This is a genomic window from Bradyrhizobium sp. U531 (assembly GCF_051710265.1).
Classification (GTDB): Bacteria; Pseudomonadota; Alphaproteobacteria; order Rhizobiales; family Xanthobacteraceae; genus Bradyrhizobium.
This window is the reverse complement of sequence record NZ_JASVEN010000015.1, coordinates 1-20,833: the sequence shown is the minus strand read 5'-3', so window position 1 is coordinate 20,833 and position 20,833 is coordinate 1. Positions and strand designations below refer to the sequence as shown.

General features: G+C 66.0%; 17 protein-coding genes and 1 pseudogene. 17 read left to right on the top strand and 1 reads right to left on the bottom strand.

The window, feature by feature from the left end; translation table 11 throughout:
* The first annotated feature begins 9 nt into the window (after positions 1-9).
* From QRQ56_RS37320 to QRQ56_RS37280, 9 genes are all read left to right on the top strand, one after another.
* Complete coding sequence (locus QRQ56_RS37320; protein ID WP_438746741.1) at positions 10-1,050, top strand: ABC transporter ATP-binding protein; 1,041 nt, start codon at positions 10-12, stop codon at positions 1,048-1,050.
* Entirely contained in the window at positions 1,047-1,922 is an 876-nt protein-coding gene (locus QRQ56_RS37315) for an ABC transporter permease (RefSeq protein ID WP_438746739.1), read from the top strand. The genes QRQ56_RS37320 and QRQ56_RS37315 overlap by 4 nt, the downstream gene beginning before the upstream one ends.
* Positions 1,919-2,725 carry an ABC transporter permease gene (locus QRQ56_RS37310; protein ID WP_438746738.1) on the top strand — a complete coding sequence of 269 codons (807 nt, stop codon included), beginning with the start codon at positions 1,919-1,921 and terminating at the stop codon, positions 2,723-2,725. Before QRQ56_RS37315 ends, QRQ56_RS37310 begins: the two co-directional genes overlap by 4 nt.
* Before the next feature lie 8 nt (positions 2,726-2,733).
* A complete protein-coding gene (locus tag QRQ56_RS37305) occupies positions 2,734-3,870 on the top strand; it encodes an NAD(P)/FAD-dependent oxidoreductase (RefSeq protein ID WP_438746737.1) in 1,137 nt (378 codons plus the stop codon).
* A gap of 19 nt (positions 3,871-3,889) precedes the next feature.
* A complete protein-coding gene (locus tag QRQ56_RS37300) occupies positions 3,890-4,186 on the top strand; it encodes a (2Fe-2S)-binding protein (protein WP_438746736.1) in 297 nt (98 codons plus the stop codon).
* The gene (locus QRQ56_RS37295) at positions 4,183-5,601 is read left to right on the top strand and encodes an NAD(P)/FAD-dependent oxidoreductase (protein WP_438746735.1); all 1,419 of its coding nucleotides are present in this window, start codon (positions 4,183-4,185) and stop codon (positions 5,599-5,601) included. The genes QRQ56_RS37300 and QRQ56_RS37295 overlap by 4 nt, the downstream gene beginning before the upstream one ends.
* On the top strand, positions 5,598-6,719 hold the full coding sequence (locus QRQ56_RS37290) for an NAD(P)/FAD-dependent oxidoreductase (RefSeq protein WP_438746733.1): 1,122 nt from the start codon (positions 5,598-5,600) through the stop codon (positions 6,717-6,719). Before QRQ56_RS37295 ends, QRQ56_RS37290 begins: the two co-directional genes overlap by 4 nt.
* A 15-nt stretch (positions 6,720-6,734) precedes the next feature.
* Entirely contained in the window at positions 6,735-7,079 is a 345-nt protein-coding gene (locus QRQ56_RS37285) for a RidA family protein (RefSeq protein WP_438746731.1), read from the top strand.
* Between the two features lie 164 nt (positions 7,080-7,243).
* Positions 7,244-8,854, top strand: a complete 1,611-nt coding sequence (locus QRQ56_RS37280; RefSeq protein WP_438746730.1) for an ABC-F family ATP-binding cassette domain-containing protein — start codon at positions 7,244-7,246, stop codon at positions 8,852-8,854.
* A 186-nt stretch (positions 8,855-9,040) separates the two neighbouring features.
* Here QRQ56_RS37280 and QRQ56_RS37275 read toward each other — a convergent pair whose 3' ends face one another.
* A complete protein-coding gene (locus tag QRQ56_RS37275) occupies positions 9,041-10,375 on the bottom strand; it encodes a dicarboxylate/amino acid:cation symporter (RefSeq protein WP_438746729.1) in 1,335 nt (444 codons plus the stop codon).
* Between the two features lie 133 nt (positions 10,376-10,508).
* Here QRQ56_RS37275 and QRQ56_RS37270 point away from each other — a divergent pair, with 133 nt between their 5' ends.
* From QRQ56_RS37270 to QRQ56_RS37235, 8 genes and pseudogenes are all read left to right on the top strand, one after another.
* The gene (locus tag QRQ56_RS37270) at positions 10,509-11,822 is read left to right on the top strand and encodes a solute carrier family 23 protein (RefSeq protein ID WP_438746728.1); all 1,314 of its coding nucleotides are present in this window, start codon (positions 10,509-10,511) and stop codon (positions 11,820-11,822) included.
* A gap of 226 nt (positions 11,823-12,048) precedes the next feature.
* On the top strand, positions 12,049-12,885 hold the full coding sequence (locus QRQ56_RS37265; RefSeq protein WP_438746727.1) for an SDR family oxidoreductase: 837 nt from the start codon (positions 12,049-12,051) through the stop codon (positions 12,883-12,885).
* A 77-nt stretch (positions 12,886-12,962) separates the two neighbouring features.
* Positions 12,963-13,784, top strand: coding sequence for an NAD-dependent protein deacetylase (locus tag QRQ56_RS37260; protein ID WP_438746726.1), 822 nt, complete (start codon positions 12,963-12,965; stop codon positions 13,782-13,784).
* A 141-nt stretch (positions 13,785-13,925) separates the two neighbouring features.
* Positions 13,926-15,996, top strand: a pseudogene (locus tag QRQ56_RS37255) (hydantoinase/oxoprolinase family protein).
* Between the two features lie 2 nt (positions 15,997-15,998).
* Entirely contained in the window at positions 15,999-17,657 is a 1,659-nt protein-coding gene (locus tag QRQ56_RS37250; RefSeq protein WP_438746725.1) for a hydantoinase B/oxoprolinase family protein, read from the top strand.
* A 36-nt stretch (positions 17,658-17,693) separates the two neighbouring features.
* Entirely contained in the window at positions 17,694-18,695 is a 1,002-nt protein-coding gene (locus QRQ56_RS37245) for a TRAP transporter substrate-binding protein (RefSeq protein WP_438746723.1), read from the top strand.
* A 3-nt stretch (positions 18,696-18,698) separates the two neighbouring features.
* Positions 18,699-19,292, top strand: coding sequence for a TRAP transporter small permease subunit (locus tag QRQ56_RS37240; protein ID WP_438746721.1), 594 nt, complete (start codon positions 18,699-18,701; stop codon positions 19,290-19,292).
* A gap of 31 nt (positions 19,293-19,323) precedes the next feature.
* A complete protein-coding gene (locus tag QRQ56_RS37235; RefSeq protein ID WP_438746719.1) occupies positions 19,324-20,628 on the top strand; it encodes a TRAP transporter large permease in 1,305 nt (434 codons plus the stop codon).
* The last annotated feature ends 205 nt before the right edge of the window (positions 20,629-20,833 follow it).

The window sequence follows — 20,833 nt, the reverse complement described above, 5'->3', positions numbered from 1 at the left end:
AGACAGCGCATGGCCTATCTCGAGCTCGACCGGGTCGCAAAGCAGTTCGGCGCGCAAACCGTGGTCGACGACTTCAGCCTGTCGGTGGGGAAGGGGGAGTTCATCTCCTTCCTCGGCCCCTCCGGCTGCGGCAAGACCACGACCTTGCAGATGATCGCGGGCTTCCTCGATCCCTCGCGCGGCGCGATCCGCCTCGAGGGCAAGGACCTCACCGCGATCCATCCGGCCAAGCGTGGCCTTGGCATCGTGTTCCAGAGCTACGCGCTGTTTCCTCACATGACGGCGGCGGAGAACGTGGCCTTCGGCCTCGAGATGCGTGGTGTGGCGCGCGCCGAAAAGGCCGAGCGCGTCCGAGCCGCGCTCGCGATGGTCGGCCTCGCCGGCTTTGAGGACCGCCATCCCCGCCGCATGTCCGGCGGTCAGCAACAGCGCGTGGCGCTGGCCCGCGCGCTGGTGATCAAGCCGAGCGTGCTCTTGCTCGACGAGCCCTTGTCCAACCTCGACGCCAAGCTGCGCGAGGAGATGCAGATCGAGCTGCGCCAGATCCAGCGCACCATCGGCACCACCACGATCCTCGTCACCCACGACCAGAACGAGGCGATGTCGCTGTCGGACCGCATCGTGGTGATGAGCCAGGGCAAGATCGAGCAGATCGGCACGCCGCAGGAGACTTATGAGAAGCCGGCTTCGGCCTTCGTCTCGCAGTTTCTGGGCAAGACCAACGATTTCGCCGGCGCGATCGACCGGACCGTCACGCCGGCGCAACTGGCGGCGGGCTCATGGAGCGCGCCGGCGCCGGCAGGGCTGAATGGGCCCGTCACCGTCAGCATTCGCCCCGAGCGCATCGGCTTCGGCGATGCCGGCCTCGGCGCCAAGATCGTCACGCGCATCTTCCAGGGCAATCATTGGTTGTTCCAATGCGACAGCGAATGCGGCCCGGCGATCGTGATCCGCCAGAATGACGGCACGACGCAGCCGGCCGAAGGCGAGGCGGTTCGCCTCACCTGGCAACCCCAGGACATGAGCGTGCGCGCGAGGGCCGGCGCATGAGCGCGGCCGCCGAGGAGCGCAGCGTACGGACACCCTGGGCTATGTCCGCGCCCGCCTTGATGCTGTTCGTCGGCGTGCTGCTGATTCCGCTCGCGATGACCGTGATGCTGTCGTTTCACGATTGGGGCCAGTACAAGGGCATCGAACCGGTCTTCATCCTCAAGAACTGGCACGAGATCGCGACCGATCCCTATTACGCCGAAATGTTCTGGCGGACCTTTCGCATCGCGATCCTGACCACGCTGCTCACCGCGCTACTCGGTGCACCGGAGGCCTACATCCTCAACCGCATGAGCGGCCGCTGGAAGAGCTTCTTCCTGCTCGTCATCCTCGGGCCGCTGCTGATCTCCGTCGTCGCGCGCACGCTCGGCTGGGCGCTGCTGTTCGGCGGCAACAACGGTCTCGTCAACAAGCTGCTGATGTCACTCGGGGTGATGCGCTCCCCCATCCCCTTCATGTTCACCGAAACCGGCATGGTCGTCGCGCTCGCGCATGTCATGATGCCGTTCATGGTGCTGTCGGTGTGGGCGGCGCTGCAGCGGCTCGATCCGCAGATCGAGAACGCCGCGATGTCGCTGGGTGCTGGACCCGTGACCATCATCCGCCGCATCATCATGCCGCAGATCATGCCGGGCGTGCTGTCGGGCGCGATCATCGTGTTCTCGCTCTCGGCCAGCGCCTTTGCGACGCCGGCGATCATCGGCGGCCGCCGGCTCAAGGTCGCGGCGACGCTGGCCTATGACGAATTCCTCAATACGCTGAACTGGCCGCTCGGCGCCGCCGTCGCGACGCTGCTGCTGGCCGCGCTGGTGCTGATTGTCGTCGGCAGCAACGCGCTGATCGAGCGGCGCTATGCGGAGGTGTTCCGATGAGACGGAACGGCCCGCTGGCGCTGATCTTCCACACCATCTTCGTCATCGTGATGGTAGCGCCGATCCTGGTGGTATGCCTCGTCGCCTTCACGCCCGAAGGTTTCCTGTCGCTGCCGACCAACGGCTTCTCGTTGCGCTGGTTCAGGGCCATCGCGAATTACCCTGAATTCATCCACGCCTTCTGGGTCAGCCTCGGCCTCGGTGCGCTGTCATCCTTTGTCGCGCTGCTGTTCGCGGTGCCGGCGGCGCTGGCGATCGCGCGCCATCGCTTCCGCGGCCGCGACGCGCTGGCGGCGCTGTTCCTGTCGCCGCTGATGATCCCGCATGTGGTGCTCGGCATCGCTTTCCTGCGCTTCTTCACCTCGGTCGGCCTCGGCGGCAGCTTTGCCGCGCTGATCATCGCGCACGTCATTATCGTGTTTCCGTTCGCGCTGCGGCTGACGCTGGCGGCGGCGACCGGCATGGACCGCACGGTCGAGATGGCCGCGGTCTCGCTCGGCGCCGGCGGCTGGACGCTGTTCCGCCGCGTGACCCTGCCTCTGATCCTGCCCGGCGTCATCAGCGGCTGGGCGCTCGCCTTCATCCAGTCCTTCGACGATCTCACCATGACCGTCTTCCTCGCGGCGCCCGGCACCGAGACGTTGCCGGTGCGCATGTTCCTTTATATCCAGGACAACATCGATCCGCTGGTGACGTCGGTCTCGGCCTGCGTGATCGCTGTGACCATGACCGCCCTCATTCTGCTCGACCGCTTCTACGGGCTCGACCGCGTGCTCGCCGGCAAGGGCGATAGCGGACGATAGGAGAACCTATGGCCAAAGATTACGACGTCGCCGTGGTCGGCGGCGGATTGCTCGGCTCCGCCATTGCCTGGGGCCTCGGCCGACTCGGCAAGAGCGTGGCCGTGCTCGACGAAGGTGACATCACCAAGCGCGCCTCGCGCGCGAACTTTGCGCTGGTCTGGGTCCAGAGCAAGGGGCTCGGCATGCCCGCTTATACGGTGTGGACCGTGCAGGCCTCGCAGGCGTGGGGCCGGCTCGCTTCGGAGCTGAAGCAGCAGACCGGGCTCGACGTCAGCCTGCAGCAGAACGGCGGCTTTCATCTCACGCTCGGCGACGACGAGTTCGGCCAGCGCACCGAGCTGGTCAAGCGCATGCACAACCAGACCGGCGCTGCCGACTACAAGATGGAGATGCTGTCGGCGTCGGAGGTGAAGAAGTCGCTGCCGCTGATCGGCCCCGAAGTGTCCGGCGGCAGCTATTGCCCGCTCGACGGTCACGTCAATTCGCTGCGCACCTTCCGCGCCTTCCACACCGGCTTCAAAGCGTTCGGCATCGACTATCTCCCGGAGCGGCCGGTCTCGGCGATCAGCAAGAACGGCGGCGAATTCTGCCTGACCACGCCGAAGGGCGAGCTGCGCGCCGCCAAGATCGTGCTCGCCGCCGGCAATGCCAACCAGACGCTGGCGCCGATGGTCGGCCTCTTCGCGCCGATGGGCCCGACCCGCGGCCAGATCGTGGTGACCGAGCGCACCATGCCGTTCCTGCCGCATCCGCTGACCACGATCCGCCAGACCGACGAGGGCACGGTGATGATCGGCGACAGCAAGGAGGACGAGCTGGACGATCGCGCGCTGAAGCATTCGATCAGCGCCGTCATGACCGATCGCGCGCAGCGCATGTTCCCGCATCTGTCGCGGCTCAACGTGGTCAGGAGCTGGGCCGGCATCCGCGTCATGCCGCAGGACGGCTTTCCGATCTACGACCAGTCGGAGACGCATCCCGGCGCCTTCGTCGCCTGCTGCCATTCCGGCGTGACGCTCGCCTCCAACCACGCCTTCGAGATCGCGCGCATGGTCGCGCAGGGCGCGCTCGAGCCCGAACTGGTCGGAGCGTTCTCCGCCAGCCGCTTCGGCGGCGCGGGCGCGGCGAACAACAGCGGCTATTAGAGATTTTGAGGAAGCCAAGATGTTCAAACGATCCGAACAGGACAAGCGACCGCAGGTGCAGATCTTCGTCGACGGCGTGTCCGTCGCGGCGCGTCAGGGCGACACCGTCTCCGCCGCGCTGCTGGCCTCCGGCGTCGACGCGCGGCGCTCGACGGCGGTGAGCGGCGCGCCGCGCCTGCCTTACTGCATGATGGGCGTGTGCTTCGATTGCCTCGTCACCATCGACGGCGTCGGCAACCGCCAGGGCTGCCTCGTGCCCGTCGCCGAGGGCATGCAGGTCGAAATCCAGAAGGGCAAGCGGGAGATCGGACGATGAGCGTGGCTCCCAAGCGCGAAGATTACGACGTCGTGGTGATCGGCGCGGGGCCCGCGGGCCTCGCCGCTGCTGCGGCCTCCGCCGAAGCCGGTCTCACGACGCTGATGCTCGACGAGAATATCGGCCCCGGCGGCCAGGTGTTCCGCGCCATCTCGTCGACGCCCGTGACCGACCGCGATCAGCTCGGCGCGGACTATTGGGTCGGCGCCGATCTCGTGCAGGCGCTGCGGGCGGGCAATGCCGAGGTGATCCACCGCGCCACAGTCTGGAGCCTCGACCGCAATCTCGACATCGCCATCTCGATCGGTGGCGCCTCGGCCTTCGTCAAGGCGAAGCGCGTGATCCTCGCGACCGGCGCGCTGGAGCGGCCGTTCCCGATTCCCGGCTGGACATTGCCGGGCGTGATGACCGCAGGCGCAGCGCAGACGATGTTGAAATCCTCGGCTCTGGTGCCCGACGGGCGCACGGTGATCGCGGGGCAGGGGCCGCTGCTCTGGCTGCTCGCCGCGCAGATCCTGCGCCTCGGCGGCCGCATCGACCGCATCCTCGACACCACCGAGCGCGGCAATTATTTCACCGCGCTGCCGCACGCCTTCGCCTTCCTGACCTCGCCCTATTTCGCCAAGGGCCTGTCGATGATGCGTGAGGTCAAGGCCAAGGTGCAAATCGTCTCCGGCGTTACCGAGCTTGCGGCTTCCGGCGACGGCCAGCTCGCCAGCGTCAGCTATGTCGCCGGCGGCAAGCGCGAGACCATTTCAGCGGATCTGTTGCTGCTGCATCAGGGCGTCGTACCCAACGTCAACCTGGCGATGGCGGCAGGCGTCGAGCATCGCTGGGATGATCTGCAACTGTGCTGGTCGCCGGTGCTGGATGCGAGCGGCAATTCTTCCGTTCCCGGCATTGCGATCGCCGGCGACGGCGCGGGCATTGGCGGCGCGAATGCCGCCGTGGTGCGCGGCCGCATCGCGGCGCGTGCGGCGGTGGAGGCGCTGGCGCCCGCGGCTGCCGCAAAGCTGCCCGCAATGGCGACGCTCCGTTCCGATCTTGCCAAGGCCGAGCGTGGGCGCGTCTTCCTCGACACGCTGTTCCGCCCCGCGCCGCAGTTCCGGATTCCCTCGGGCGATACCATCGTCTGTCGCTGCGAAGAGGTGACTGCCAAGGACGTGCTCGATTCCGTCGCGATCGGCGCGACCGGGCCGAACCAGCTCAAGGCCTATCGCCGCACCGGCATGGGGCCGTGCCAGGGCCGGCTCTGCGGCCTCACCGTCACCGAGCTGATGGCGCAGGCGCGTGGCAAGTCTCCGCAGGAGATCGGTTACTACCGGCTGCGCGCGCCGGTGAAGCCGATCACGCTCGCCGAGCTCGCCGCCGTTCCCAAGAGCGAGGCCGACGTCAAGGCCGTGGTGCGCGGATGACTGTGAACGTGGATGCGATCGTCATTGGCGGCGGCATCCACGGATGCTCGACCACGCTGCATCTGTGCCTCGCCGGCCTGAAGCCCGTGCTGATCGAGAAGGACTATGCCGGCCGCCACGCGTCGGGCGTCAATGCCGGCGGCGTCCGCCAGCTGGCGCGGCACATCCCCGAGATCCCGCTCTCGATCCGTTCGATGGGGATCTGGGAGAGGATCAACGATCTCCTCGACGACGATTGCAGCTTTGAAAGCTACGGCCAGGTGCTGGTCGCCGAGAACGAGGAGGAGCTCGCCGTCTGCCGCGTGCGCGTCGCCGAGCTCAACGCACTCGGCTTCACCCATGAGGAGCTGATCGACGCGACCGAGCTGCGCAGGCTGGTACCGGCGGTCGCCGAGACCTGTCCCGGCGGCGTGGTCTCGCGCCGCGACGGTGCGGCCAATCCCGCGCAGACGACGACGGCGTTCCGGCGCAAGGCCCAGCAGCTTGGCGCCACCGTGCGCGAAGGCGTTGCCGCCACGAATGTCCGCTACGGCGATGGCCTCTGGTCTGTCGATGTCGGTGCCGAGAGCTTTGCCGCGCCGGTCCTTGTCAACGCCGCCGGCGCCTGGGCCGGCAGGATCGCGGCCGATCTCGGCGAGCCCGTGCCGGTCGAGACCGTGGCGCCGATGCTGATGATCACCTCGCGCGTGCCGCACTTCATCGATCCCGTCGTGATCCTGCGCGGCCGGAAGCTGTCCTTCAAGCAGTTCAAGAACGGTACCGTGCTGATCGGCGGCGGCCATCTGGCCACGCCCTATCAGGACCGCAACGAGACGGTGCTGGACTGGAAGAGCCTTGCGACCAGCGCGCAGACCGTGTTCGAGCTGTTCCCGGTCATGCGCAGCGCCACCATCGTGCGCGCCTGGGCCGGCATCGAGGCCAAGATGAAGGACGACATTCCCGTGTTTGGGCCGAGCAGCCGGCACAAGGGGCTCTATCACCAGTTCGGCTTCTCGCTGCACGGCTTCCAGCTCGGCCCCGGCGCCGGCGCCGTGATGGCGGAGCTGATCGTCAACGGTGGCAGCCAGACCCGCGTCAGCGATCTCGGCATCGACCGCTTCCACCCTTCAACGCTCTAACCCCAAGAGGACATCATGAGCATCACCCGCAAAATCCGCACGCCCATTCAGCACCGCGCCGTCGAGGCCAACGGCTTCGTCTTCATCGGCGGCACCATCGCCGACGACATCAAGGGCTCGATGGGCGATCAAACCCGCAACATCCTCGGCAAGATCGCCGGCTACCTGAAGGAAGCCGGCACCGACAAGTCGCGCGTCGTCAGCTCCTCGATCTTCGTGACCGATCTCTCCAAGAAGAACGAGATGGACCCGGTCTGGACCGAGTTCTTCGGCGACAACCTGCCGACCCGCGCCACCGTCGGCGTCGCCGATCTCGGCGGCGCGCTGATCGAAGTGGTGGTCACCGCGCTCAAAGCCTGATCGCTGAGACAGCGAGGGACGTCAGCGCAACCGCGCTGCCGTCCCCGCGACCTTGATCTCGCCCGATTGCGCGATTAGGAAGAGGCTTCCTCAATCAGGATATTCGAAAGCCATGGATTTCACCCCGGTCGCAAAGCCCATCCGCATTGCTCACAGGGAATTCCATGCCTGCTTCAATCATCCTGTCGAACCTGTCGCTGTCCACGCCTGACGGCCGTTCTCTCTTCTCCAACGTCGATCTGACATTCGCGGCCGAGCGGACCGGCCTCGTCGGCCGCAACGGCGTCGGGAAGACCACGCTGCTTGCTGCGATCTCGGGGCACCATCTTCCCCAGTCCGGACGCTTCATGGTCAACGGCAGCATCGGCTTGCTGCGCCAGGACGTGCAATTGGCTGCAGGGGCGACCGTGGCCGATCTGTTCGGCGTACGGCCGGCCCTCGCGCTGCTGCGACGTGCCGAGCGGGGCGAGGCCTCGGCCGACGAACTTGCGGACGTGGACTGGACGCTCGAAGCGCGGCTCGAGGCGGCGCTGGCGCGCCTTGGCTTCGATCCGTCTCCCGACACGGAGCTGTCGTGCCTGTCCGGTGGCCAGATTACGCGGGTCCGGCTTGCTGCGCTGATCTTCGCTGGGCCCGACTTCCTGCTGCTGGACGAGCCCACCAACAATCTCGATCGGCACGGACGCAAGGCCGTCATCGATCTGCTGGCGGCGTGGCGCGGCGGCGCGATCGTGGTTAGCCACGACCGGGAGCTGCTCGACACCATGGATGCGATCGTCGAGCTGACGTCACTGAGCGCGGCACGATACGGCGGCAACTGGAGCAGCTATCGCGCGCACAAGGCCGTCGAGCTCGCGGCCGTCAGGCACGATCTCGCCCATGCCGAGAAACGCCTGTCCGAAATCGACGGAAAGACGCAGGAGGCCGCGGAGAGGAAGGCGCGCAAGGACAGCGGCGGCCGGAACAAACGCGCCAAGGGCGACATGCCGCGCATCCTGGCCGGCGCGCGCAAGGATCGCAGCGAGGACACCGGCGGCAAGACCGCGCAGATCGCCGAGCGCCGGCGGGCAGAGGCGCTCGAGGCCGTCGATGCGGCACGCCGGCGCGTCGAGATCCTTCAGCCGCTGTCGGTGAAGCTGCCCGCAACGAACCTGCCGGCGGGCAGGGAGGTGGTCTCGTTCGACGGCGTCAGCGCGGGCTATCGGCCGGAGCGACCGATCCTGCGCAATCTGTCGCTTGCGATCGTCGGCCCGGAGCGGGTCGCGCTGGTCGGGCCGAACGGCTCGGGTAAGACCACGCTGCTGAAGCTGATCGCGGGCGAGCTGCATCCGTTCTCTGGCACCGTGCGGGTCCGGCCGGATTTCGCGCTGTTCGACCAGAAGGTCAGCCTGCTCGATCCCGCGCTCTCAATCCTGGAGAATTTTCGGCGCCTCAATCCGAAGGCAGATGCGAACGCGTGCCACGCCGCGCTGGCAAGGTTCATGTTTCGCGCCGATGCAGCCTTGCAGATGGCCGGAAGCCTGAGTGGCGGGCAGATGTTTCGCGCCGGGCTTGCCTGTGTGCTCGGTGGGCAGACGCCCCCGTCACTGCTGATCCTGGACGAGCCGACCAATCATCTCGACGTCGCATCCATCGAAGCCGTCGAGGCCGGCTTGCGGGCCTATGACGGCGCGCTGCTGGTCGTCAGTCATGACGAAGCGTTCCTGGAAGCGATCGGGATGACGCGGCGGATCGGGCTTGCCGCCGGCGCGCTGCACAATGGCGGGACCATCTGATCCCGCCCGGCCATTTGGATATGGCAGTGATTTTCAAAAACCCGACGCCCTGCCCCCAGCGCGTCGGGTGGATAAAATGAGTATCAATCCGTGATCCCAACGCGATTGTTGTGACGCGTACGGCATCATTTTACTACTCCGGGAAACTACCGCGTTGGAACCAGGCGGTCGTCCTCGCGCGCGCGGCTATGAGGCCACGCTTCCACCCGGTTCCAGAGCTTCGCCCATCTCCAGCGGATGCGCCATGGTCTCGTGCAGCGCCTCGCGATCGAGCTCGCCTTCGGAGATGCTGATGACGACACAGGCAACGCCGTTGCCGATCAAATTGGTCAGCGCGCGGCACTCGCTCATGAACTTGTCGATGCCGACCAGGATCGCGATCGACTGGATCGGGATGTCGGGCACGATCGAGAGCGTCGCGGCGAGCGTGATGAAGCCGGCGCCGGTGACGCCCGAGGCGCCTTTCGAGGTGATCATGGCAATGCCGAGAATGCCGAGCTCCTGCCAGATGGTCAGATGGGTGTTGGTCGCCTGCGCCAGGAACAGCGTCGCCAACGTCATGTAGATGTTGGTGCCGTCGAGGTTGAAGCTGTAGCCGGTCGGGATCACGAGGCCGACCACGGAGCGCGAGGCGCCGAGATGCTCCATCTTCTGGATCATCTGCGGCAGCACCGTCTCCGACGACGAGGTGCCGAGCACGATCAGGAGCTCGTCCTTGATGTAGGCGATGAAGCGCAGGATCGAGAAGCCGGCGAGCCGCGCGATCGCACCCAGCACGACCAGCACGAACAGGATGCTGGTGAGATAGAACGTGCCGATCAGGGCGGCGAGGTTGAGCAGCGAGCCGAGGCCGTAGGCACCGACCGTGAACGCCATCGCGCCGAACGCGCCGATCGGCGCCACGCGCACGATGATGCGGATGATGCCGAAGAACATCTTCGCCGCCTTGTCGATCGCATCCGCGATGGGCTCGCCCGCTTTGCCGAGGAAGGCGATGGCGAAACCGGACAGGATCGAGATCAACAGCACCTGGAGCAGGTCGCCGCGCGCGATCGCGCCCAGATAGCTGTCGGGGATGATCGCCATCAGATGGGCGACGATGCCTTCTTCCTTGGCCTTGGTGACGTAGGTCGCCACCGATTTCGGGTCGATCGTGGCGGGGTCGATGTTGAAACCGTGGCCCGGCTGGAGGATTTCGCCGACCAAAAGGCCCACCGCGAGCGCGACGGTCGAGACCGCCTCGAAATAGATCAGCGACTTCAGTCCGACGCGGCCGACGCGCTTGAGGTCGCCCATCGAGGAGATGCCGTGCACCACGGTGCAGAAGATCACCGGCGCGATCATCATCTTGATCAGCGCGATGAAGCCGTCGCCGAGCGGCTTCAGGGCCTTGCCGAGATCGGGATAGAAATAACCGATCAGGACTCCGAACGCGATGGCGATCAGGACCTGCACATAGAGGATCTTGTACCAGGGCTGATGCCGCCGGTGGATGGCTGGCTGGATCGCGAGTTGTGTCATAGTGTGGGCCCTGGAACGCATCGATCTTGCAAAGAATTGAATCCTTGCATCATGTGATGGTCACCGCAGAAGCGACAATCACATTTTTGTCGGATCGCACGACGATCGATCGCTGCACCGCAATGGGGGGAACATGTCGACTGCAACGGGCTCGGACGAGCAGGGACGGAGCTATTTTCCACACTGGACGCTGAAGACGTCGGGCGTGATCATGCCGGAGGAGCGGCTGTCCTGGGGCCAGACCATCGTCTCCGGTCTCCAGCATTGCGTCGCAATGTCCGGCTCGACGATCATCGCGCCGTTGCTGATGGGGTTCGACCCCAATGTCGCGGTCCTGTTCTCCGGCGTGGGCACGCTGATCTTCTTCGTCATCGTCGCGGGCCGCGTGCCGAGCTATCTCGGGTCGAGCTTCGCGTTCATCGCCGTCGTCATCGCGGCCACCGGTTACGCCGGGCACGGGGCCAATCCCAATATTTCCGTGGCGCTCGGCGGCATCGTCGGAGCCGGCGTGCTGTACGGGGTGATCGCGCTGATCGTGATGTGGTCCGGGGTCGGCTGGGTCGAGCGGTTGCTGCCTCCGGCCGTCACCGGTGCCGTGGTCGCCGCCATCGGCCTCAACCTCGCGCCCGTGGCGGTCAAGGCGGTGAGCGCCAACGCGTTCGACACCGGAATCGGGCTTGCCACCGTGCTGATCATCGGCGTGGTCGCCGTTGCTGCGCCCGGCCTGTGGCGCCGGCTGCCGATCATCCTCGGCGCGATCGGCGGCTACCTTCTCTACCTGCTGTTCGCCAACGGGCTCGGCTTCGGAAAGCCGGTCGACTTCGCAGCATTGGCGGCCGCACCGTGGCTCGGGCTGCCGAACTTCACGGCGCCGACGTTCCAGGCCGATGCGATTTTCCTGATTGCGCCGGTCGCGATCATTCTCGTCGCCGAGAACCTCGGTCACATCAAGGCCGTCGGCGCCATGACGGGCCGGAGCCTCGACGCCTATCTCGGGCGCGCGCTGTTCGCCGACAGCTTAGCTACCATCGTCGCAGCCAGCGGCGGCGGCACCGGCGTCACGACCTACGCAGAGAACATCGGCGTCATGGCGGCGACGAAGGTCTATTCGACCTTGCTGTTCGCCTTCGCCGCCATCGTGTCGATACTGCTCGGCTTCTCGCCGAAATTCGGCGCGCTGATCCTGTCGATCCCCGGACCCGTCATCGGCGGTCTTTCGATCGTGCTGTTCGGGCTGATCGCGGCGATGGCGGGTCGGATCTGGGTCGAGAATAAGGTGGATTTCGCCAATCCTGCAAACCTGATCACCGCTGCCGTGGCGTTGACCGCGGGTGCGGGCGATCTCACGCTCAAATTCGGCGCTTTCACCATCGGCGGAATCGGCACCGCAACCTTCGGCGCCATTCTCCTCTACCAGATCCTGATCCTGGGGCGACGCGCAGAGTGAAGCCTCGGATTGCGCCACGAACGCAGGTGTCATTCCCCGCGAAGGCGGGGAATCCAGTACGCCGCGGCTTCTCGGCTCAATCGCACCGTCACGGAATACTGGATCGCCCGCCTTCGCGGGCGATGACGATAGAGAATGGCGCTGTCATGCGTCCTCCCCCGTATGCACGGCGAGATGGAACAAATCCCCGGTTCCGTCGATGATCAGATTATCCCGGAGAGACCCCATGCCGCAAACCGAACGCTCAAGCTCTTTTCACTCGCGCCTCGCCGGCCAATACGCGCTGGTGACCGGGGCATCACAAGGTATTGGCCGGGCGGTTGCCGTCCGGCTTGCCCAGGAGGGGGCGACCGTCGCCATCAATTATTTCGAGCACGAGGACCGGGCGGAGGAAACGCTTGCGCTCGCGCGGGAAGCTTCGAGCGATCGCGGCCACGGCAAGCCCGATCATTGCATCGTCAAGGCCAATGTCGGCGATGAGCAGGACATCGCTGCGATGTTCGAGGCGATCCTGTCTCGCTGGAAGCGCCTCGACTGTCTCGTCAACAACGCCGGCTTCCAGAAGGAATCGCCGAGCGAGGCGCTCGACATCGAAACCTATCGCCGCATCATCGACGTCAATCTCAACGGCGCCGTGCTCTGTGCGCAGAAGGCGCTCGCGCATTTCGTCGCGCGGGGCGGAGGGGGCAGCATCATCAACTGCTCGAGTGTCCATCAGATCATCCCCAAGCCCGGCTATCTCGCTTACTCCATCAGCAAGGGCGGCATGGCCAATCTGACGCGGACGCTGGCGCTGGAGTTCGCCGGCCGAGGTATCCGCGTCAACGCGGTCGGCCCCGGCGCGATCGACACGCCGATCAACGAGGCCTGGACCGGCGACCCCGAGAAGCGCGGCGTCGTCACCAGCCACATTCCCATGGGCCGCGTCGGCACGCCGGAAGAGATCGCCGCCGTGTTCGCCTTCCTCGCCTCGGATGACGCGAGCTACATCACCGGGCAGACCCTCTATGCGTGCGGAGGCCTGACGCTGTTTCCCGAGTTTCGAGACAACTGGGCGAGCTAGCTTCGACTGGGTGCGGTTGGCAGCGGTGCGGCGGCGGACATCTGGCAAAACCCGCTCCCGCGGACTACATCTGCGGCATGACACATGTTTCGCCGGTCGCCCCGCCGCTCGAGGACTTCGTCGACCGGCACGAAAAGCTGTTCGTGCTGACCGGCGCCGGCTGCAGCACCAATTCGGGCATTCCCGACTATCGCGACAGCAACGGCAACTGGAAGCGGACCCAGCCGGTCAATTTCCAGTCCTTCATGTCGGAGCAGCACACGCGCCAGCGCTATTGGGCGCGCAGCCTGATCGGCTGGCGGCGGTTCGGCCAGGCGAAGCCGAACGACGCGCATCGCGCGCTGGCCCGGCTCGAGGCAAGCGGGCGCTGCGAGATGCTGCTGACCCAGAACGTCGACCGGCTGCATCAATCCGCCGGCCATCGCCAGGTGATCGATTTGCACGGCCGGCTCGATCTGGTCCGCTGCATGGGTTGCGGCGCGAAGACGCCGCGGAGCGAATTCCAGCATGCACTCGGCCGCGCCAATGCGGAATGGCTCGCGCTCGATGCCGCCGATGCGCCCGACGGCGATGCCGATCTGGAGCACGAGGATTTTTCCTCCTTCCAGGTGCCGGCATGCGAAGCCTGCGGCGGCATCCTCAAGCCTGACGTCGTGTTCTTCGGCGAGAACGTGCCGCGCGATGTCGTCGCGACCGCGCAGGATCATTTGTCGCAGGCCGACGCGATGCTGATCGTCGGCTCCTCGCTGATGGTCTATTCCGGATTCCGCTTCGTGCAGGCCGCTGCGCAGCGCAATATTCCGATTGCCGCGGTCAATCTCGGCCGCACCCGCGCCGACGATCTCCTGACGCTCAAGGTCGAGGAGCGCTGCGAAGCGGCGCTTGCATTCCTGCTCTGATCGCGAGGCTCGCGAACACGCCTTGCCTATTGCATAGGTGCCAAGCAGAATGGCCGGGCGCGGCCTTGTCTCTGTCGTCCATGGCATGGAAATTGCTGCGCTTTCGACCTCAGTCTTGACGATCAGCGCGGAGAATTTGGAATGCTTGAGGGAGCCGAGGTGCGGCTTGCCGTTGATATCGGTGGCACGTTCACCGACATCGTGCTGGACGTGGGTCTGGATCGCAAGACACGCAAGCTGCTGACGACGCCGCAGCGTCCGGAGCAGGCGGTGCTGGACGGCATGCGCCTCATCCTCGCCGATGCCCGTGCCCATATCAGCGACATCGACGTCTTCATTCACGGCACGACGCTCGCGACCAATGCGATCATCGAGCGCCGTGGCGCAAAAACGGCCCTGATCGCGACCGAGGGCTTTCGCGACGTGCTCGATATCGGCACCGAGAGCCGCTACGACCAGTACGATCTCGGCATCGATAAGCCGAGGCCGCTGGCGCCGCGGTCGTTGCGCTTCACCGTACCCGAGCGCATCGACGCCCACGGCGCCGTTCGCCTCGCGCTCGATGAAGCCTCGGTGCGCGCACTCGCGCCAAAATTGCGCGAGCTGGGCGTCCAGAGCGTCGCCATCGCCTTCCTGCACTCCTACGCCAATCCCGAGCACGAGCGGCGCGCGGCCGCGATCCTAGCCGAGGAGATGCCCGGCATCTCCGTGACCGTGTCGTCCGCCGTCTGCCCCGAAATTCGCGAGTATGAACGCACATCGACTGCGGTTGCGAACGCCTATGTGCAACCCCTGATCGACGGTTATCTCGCCCGCATGGCCGATGCCCTGCAGGTCGAGCAATTTCGCGGTGCGATCTACCTCGTCACGTCGGGCGGCGGTGTCACCTCGATCGAGACGGCGCGGCGCTTTCCGGTGCGTCTCGTCGAATCCGGCCCGGCCCGCGGCGCAGATCGCGGCAAGGCTCGGCGAGAGCAAGGTGCTCTCCTTCGACATGGGCGGCACCACCGCAAAGATCTGCCTGATCGAGAAGTACCAGCCCGAGACCTCGCGCGTATTCGAAGTCGATCGCGCCGCGCGCTTCCTGAAAGGTTCAGGCCTGCCGGTGCGCATCCCCGTGATCGAGATGGTCGAGATCGGCGCCGGCGGCGGCTCGATCGCCCATGTCGATGCGATGAAGCGCGTCACCGTGGGGCCGGAGAGTGCGTCGTCCGAGCCGGGCCCGGCCTGTTACGGCCGCGGCGGCCTGCGTCCCGCGGTGACGGATGCCGACGTTGCGCTCGGCATGATCGATCCCGACGCTTTTGCGGGCGGCACGATCAAGCTCGATCCCGAGCTTTCGAAGAAGGCTTTGTTGAGCAGCGTCGGCGAGCCGCTGGGGCTTTCCGCCGAGACCGCGGCCTATGCCGTTCACGAGGTCGTCTGCGAGAACATGGCGAGCGCGGCGCGCGTGCACGCGGTCGAGCGCGGCGAGATCGTCGGCCAGCACACGCTGATCGCCTTCGGCGGCGCGGCGCCGCTGCATGCGGCGCGCGTTGCCGAGAAGATCGGCGTCTCCCGCGTGATCGTGCCGTCCAATGCCGGCGTCGGCTCGGCGGTCGGCTTCCTTGCAGCTCCCATCGCCTATGAACTGGTGCGCAGCCGCCATGTGCGGCTCGACGATTTCGACACCCAGGCGGTCTCCGATCTCCTCCAGGAGATGGTGACCGAGGCGCGTGCGCTGGTCGAGCCGGGTGCGGCCGGTGCGCCGGTGCGCGAACGCCGTGCGGCCTTCATGCGCTATGTCGGCCAGGGCCACGAAATCACTGTGGAGCTGCCGAACCGGCCGCTGAATTCGGCCGATCTTGCCAGCCTCCGCCAGAAGTTCGAGGCGGATTACTCCGCGTTGTTCGAGCGATCGATTCCGGGCGCCGCGATCGAGGTGCTGAGCTGGTCGGTGCTTGCGACCACCGATGCGCGCAATCCATCCACTGTTGCCGCCGTCGCGCGCATGCCCGCGGGCAAGGCGTCCGGCAGCCGGAAATTCTTCGACGGAAGGGCAGGCGAGGTGATCGAGATTCCGCTCTATCGCCGCGAGGACATGGCGCCGGGCGCGACCATCGCCGGGCCCGCCGTGATCGCCGAGGACGAGACGTCTACTTTTGTTTCGACCAGTTTCGACGCGCATATCGACGGTGCCGGCAGCATCGTCATGGAACGGAAGGCGGCCTGATCATGAGCAAGGCAAATGGCGCGAGCCTGATCGACCTGCAGATCATGTGGCACCGGCTGATCGCCGTGGTCGAGGAGCAGGCCCAGGTGCTGCTCCGCACCGCCTTCAGCCCGATCGTGCGCGAATGCGGCGACCTCTCGGCCGGCGTGTTCGACCTCAAGGGGCGGATGCTGGCACAGGCGGTGACCGGAACGCCCGGCCACGTCAACTCGATGGCGGAATCGGTCAAGCACTTCATCGACCACTTTCCCCTGGAGACGATGAAGGAGGGCGACGCCTACATCACCAACGATCCCTGGATGGGCACCGGCCATCTCAACGATTTCGTCGTCACCACGCCCTGCTTCAAGGACGGCAAGCCGGTCGCGCTATTCTCCTGCACCAGCCACCTCATGGACATCGGCGGCATCGGCTTCGGCCCCGACGCCACCGATGTGTTCATGGAGGGGCTCTACATCCCCATGCTGAAGCTGATCGACCAGGGCGTCGTCAACGAGACGCTGATGGCGATGATCCGCACCAACACGCGGCTGCCGATCGACACCGAGGGCGACACCTATTCGCTCGCGGGCTGCAACGACGTCGGCTGCGAGCGGCTGGTCGAGATGATGACCGAGTTCGGCATCGATACGCTCGACGAACTCGGCGACTACATCTGCGAACGCTCGCGCGAGGCGGTGCTGGCCGAGATCGCCAAGCTGCCGAAGGGGAGCTGGCGCAACACCATGGTGGTCGACGGCTATGACGCTCCGGTCACGCTGGCGGCGACGCTGACGATCTCGGACCAGGGCATCCATGTCGATTTCGATGGCACTTCGGCGGCCTCCAAATTCGGCATCAACGTGCCCTTGTCCTACACCATCGCCTACACGGTGTTCGGCCTCGGCTGCGTCGTCGCCTCGCAGATCCCGAACAATGCCGGCTCGCTGTCGCCGCTGACGGTGTCGGCGCCTTCGGGCGCAATCCTTAATGCGCCCAAGCCCGCGCCGGTCGCTTCGCGCCACATCATCGGCCAGATGCTGCCCGACGTCGTGTTCGGCTGCCTGCGCCAGATCATCCCCGAGCGCGTGCCGGCCGAAGGAACCTCGTGCCTGTGGAATCTCAACGTGCGCGGCCAGACCCGTTCGGGCGTCGGCGGCAATTACGGGTTCTCGATGGCGGTAACCTCCAATGGCGGCACCGGCGCGCGCTTCGGCAAGGACGGCTTGTCCGCCACCGCTTACCCAAGCGGCGTGCGTGGTACGCCGGTGGAGATCGCGGAGACGCAGACGCCGCTGATCTTCTGGCGCAAGGAGCTGCGTCCGGATTCCGGCGGGGCAGGGCACACCCGCGGCGGTCTCGGCCAGATCATCGAGGTCGGCAGCGGCGTCGATGCGCCGTTCGACATCCTCGCCGCGTTCGACCGTATCGATCACCCGCCGCGCGGCCGCGATGGCGGCAAGAATGGCGAGGCCGGCTATGTCGGCCTCAAGTCCGGCAAGAAGCTGCGTGGAAAAGGCTTTCAGCAGGTGCCGCCGGACGACCGGCTGGTGGTGCTGACGCCCGGCGGCGCCGGCATCGGCGATCCCGCGACACGCGAGCGCGGGGCGGTCAAAGAGGACATCGAAAGCGGACTCGTGTCCGCCGACAATGCGGCTGCAATCTATGGATATGCGCGCTGAGGCCTCAGCGCGCGAGGTAACAAACGGAGGGGCTCGATGATCACGCGACGGAACTTCACCGCGGGCGCAGCGACGCTGCTCGCCGCCGGTCACATCTCCACCCGCGCACGCGCGGCGACGACGAGCTGGGACATGTCGACGGTCTGGCCCGACGGCAATTTCCACACCCAGAATGCGATGGCCTTCGCTGAAGAGGTGAAGAAGCAGACAGGTGGCGCGGTCGCGATCACCGTGAAGGCGGGTGGCCAACTCGGCTTCAAGGGCCCCGAGCATCTGCGCGCCGTGCGCGATGGCCTGGTGCCGCTGGCCGACGTCCTCAACATCCAGCAGGTCGGCGACGAGCCCTTCATGGGCGTCGAGAGCATTCCGTTTCTCTGCGGCTCCGTGGAGGAGCTCAAGGTGCTGCACAAATATGTGCGGCCCGAATACGAGAAGATCGCCGCGCGCAACAACCAGAAGATCCTCTACATCGTGCCGTGGCCGACGCAATACCTGCACCTCAAGGCCAAGGTCGCCGACGTCGACGGTTTGAAGAACATCAAGATCCGCGTGCCCGACAAGAATGCGGTCGACATGCTGAATGCGATCGGCATGGCCGCGGTGATGATCCCCTGGGGCGAAACGATCCCCGCGCTCGCCTCGGGAGCGGTCGCCGGCGTCTCCACCTCGTCGGTATCTGGCGTCGACGGCAAGTTCTGGGAATTCCTCAAATATGTCTACCCGACCAATCACGTCTGGTCGTCGCAGATGCTCACCATCAATCTCGACTCGTGGAAGGCGCTTCCCGCCGATCAGCAGAAGGTCGTCGCAGACATCGCCGCGAAGATGGAGCCGGGCTTCTGGGCGAATTCGCTCAAGGCCGACGTCGACAGCCTGAACCGCCTCAAGGAGGGCGGCATGGAGGTGGTGCCGGTCTCGGACGCGATGATGACGGACATCCGCGCCAAGACCGCGCCGCAACTCGATGCCTTCATCAAGCGCGTGCCGGCCGCGGACAAGCCGGTGCGCTCCTATCTCGCCGAAATGAAGCGCGGCTGAGCCGTGGTGAGCGTGACGGACGAAGCACCGCAAAGCCTCAATGCAGCGGCGCCCGCGCCGCTGCGCATCCTGCTCGACGGCATCGACCGGCTCGGCCGGCTCGACGGCTGGATCGGCGGCGGCTGTCTGCTCACGTTGACGCTGCTGATGCTGTGCGAGGTCGCCACCCGCTTCCTCTCGAACTTCCTGCCGTTCTTTCCGCCGACAATCTCGATCGCGTGGGAATATTCTTCTTATCTGATGGCGGCGTCCTTCACCTTCGGCGCGGCGATGACCTTGCGCGTCGGCGGGCACATCCGCGTCGTGCTGCTCTTGAAGAATGCGCCGGCGCCGGTGCAGCGCGCGCTGGAGATCCTCTCGGCCGCGGCCGGCTTCGCGTTCATGGCGTTCCTGACCTCGGCGATGGCGAAGTTTGCCTTTGCCGCCTACACGCGCGGCCAGGTGTCGACCTCCAGCGATACGCCGCTGTGGTTTCCGGAAGCCGTCGTCACCTTCGGCATGCTGCTGCTGACGCTCCAGTTCCTGGCGCGCACGATCCAGGCCGTGCTCGGCCTGCCGCTGGAGGATCACCGCATGAAAGCTTCTCCCGTCGAATGACCGTCTTGCTCGCTCTCAGGTTCAAGATCGCATGACCATCGAAGTCGTTGCCCTGTTCGCGATCCTGTTTGCGCTGCTGGCCTGCGGCGTCTGGATCGGCCTCACGCTTGCGCTCACCGCGACGCTGCTGCTCGCGATGTTCCGCTCGATCCCGCTCGACAAGCTGCTGCCGCAATACGCCTGGAACATCCTGACCACGCAGGAGCTGCTGGCGCTGCCGCTGTTCATCCTGATGGGCGAATTGCTGTTCCGCACCCGCCTGTCGCGCTCGCTATTCCAGGGGCTGGCGCCCTGGGCTGGCCTGCTGCCGGGCCGGCTGCTGCACGTTAACGTGATCGGTTGCACCATCTTCGCGGCCATCTCGGGCTCGTCGGCCGCGACCACGCAGGTGATCGGCCGCATGTCGCTCAACGAGCTGCTGCGCCGCGGCTATTCGCGCGATATCGCGATCGGCTCGCTCGCCGGCGCCGGCACGCTCGGCTTCCTGATCCCGCCGTCCAACATCATGATCATCTATGGTGTGCTCGGCGACGTCTCGATCCTGAAGCTGTTCACCGCGGGCGTACTGCCGGGCTTTCTGCTGGCCGCCACCTTCATGGCCTGGGTGATGCTGCACACCACCCTCAAGCCCGCGATGGTGCCGGAGGCGGAGGCGAGGCTCTCGCAGGTGCCGTGGGGCGAGCGCTTCGCCGCGCTCAAGGATCTTGCGCCGGCGCTGTTCCTGATCGCCTGCGTGCTTGGCTCGATGTATGGCGGGCTCGCCACGCCCTCGGAGGCCGCCGCCGTCGGCGTGCTCGGCGCGGCGCTGGTCGCCTGGGCGCAGGGATCGATGTCGACGCAGGTGATACGCGATGTCCTGATTGGCTCGGTCGTGACCTGCTCGATGATCGCGCTGATCGTGCTCGGCGCCTCGATCCTCGGCAATGCCGCCGCCTTCCTCGGCATCCCGCAAGCGGTCGCGGCCTTCGTCAAGGGGCTCGGCCTGTCGCCGTTCATGCTGATCGTCGTGCTGGTCGTCTTCTATCTGGTCCTCGGCTGCTTCCTCGACGGCTTCTCGATGATCGTGATGACGCTGCCGATCGTGCTGCCGATCGTGAAGGGCGCCGGCTTCGACGAGATCTGGTTCGGTGTGTTCCTGGTGCTCGCCGTCGAGATGGCGCAGATCACGCCGCCGGTCGGCTTCAACCTGTTCGTGATCCAGGGCCTGACGGATGACGGCCTCGGCTACATCGCGCGCGTCACGATGCCCTACCTGATGATCATGATCGGCTTCGTGCTGCTGCTGACGCTGTGGCCCGGCATCGTCACGATCCTGCCGCGGGTGCTGTACGGGTAGATCGATCGGCACCCACCATCCATTGTGTTGCCCGACGGGCAAAACACGCCAGCGTTGGGTCGATAGCTGCGCGTTAAAATATTCGAATTTACAGAAGTTCGGTTTTGGCGTAAAAACCTGGCCATCCCGCCCGCCACAAGGGGCGTTTCGCGATCGTCACGAGACGCGGGCCGGGATGCGGTGGCCGCGACGGCGTCGGCGCGCA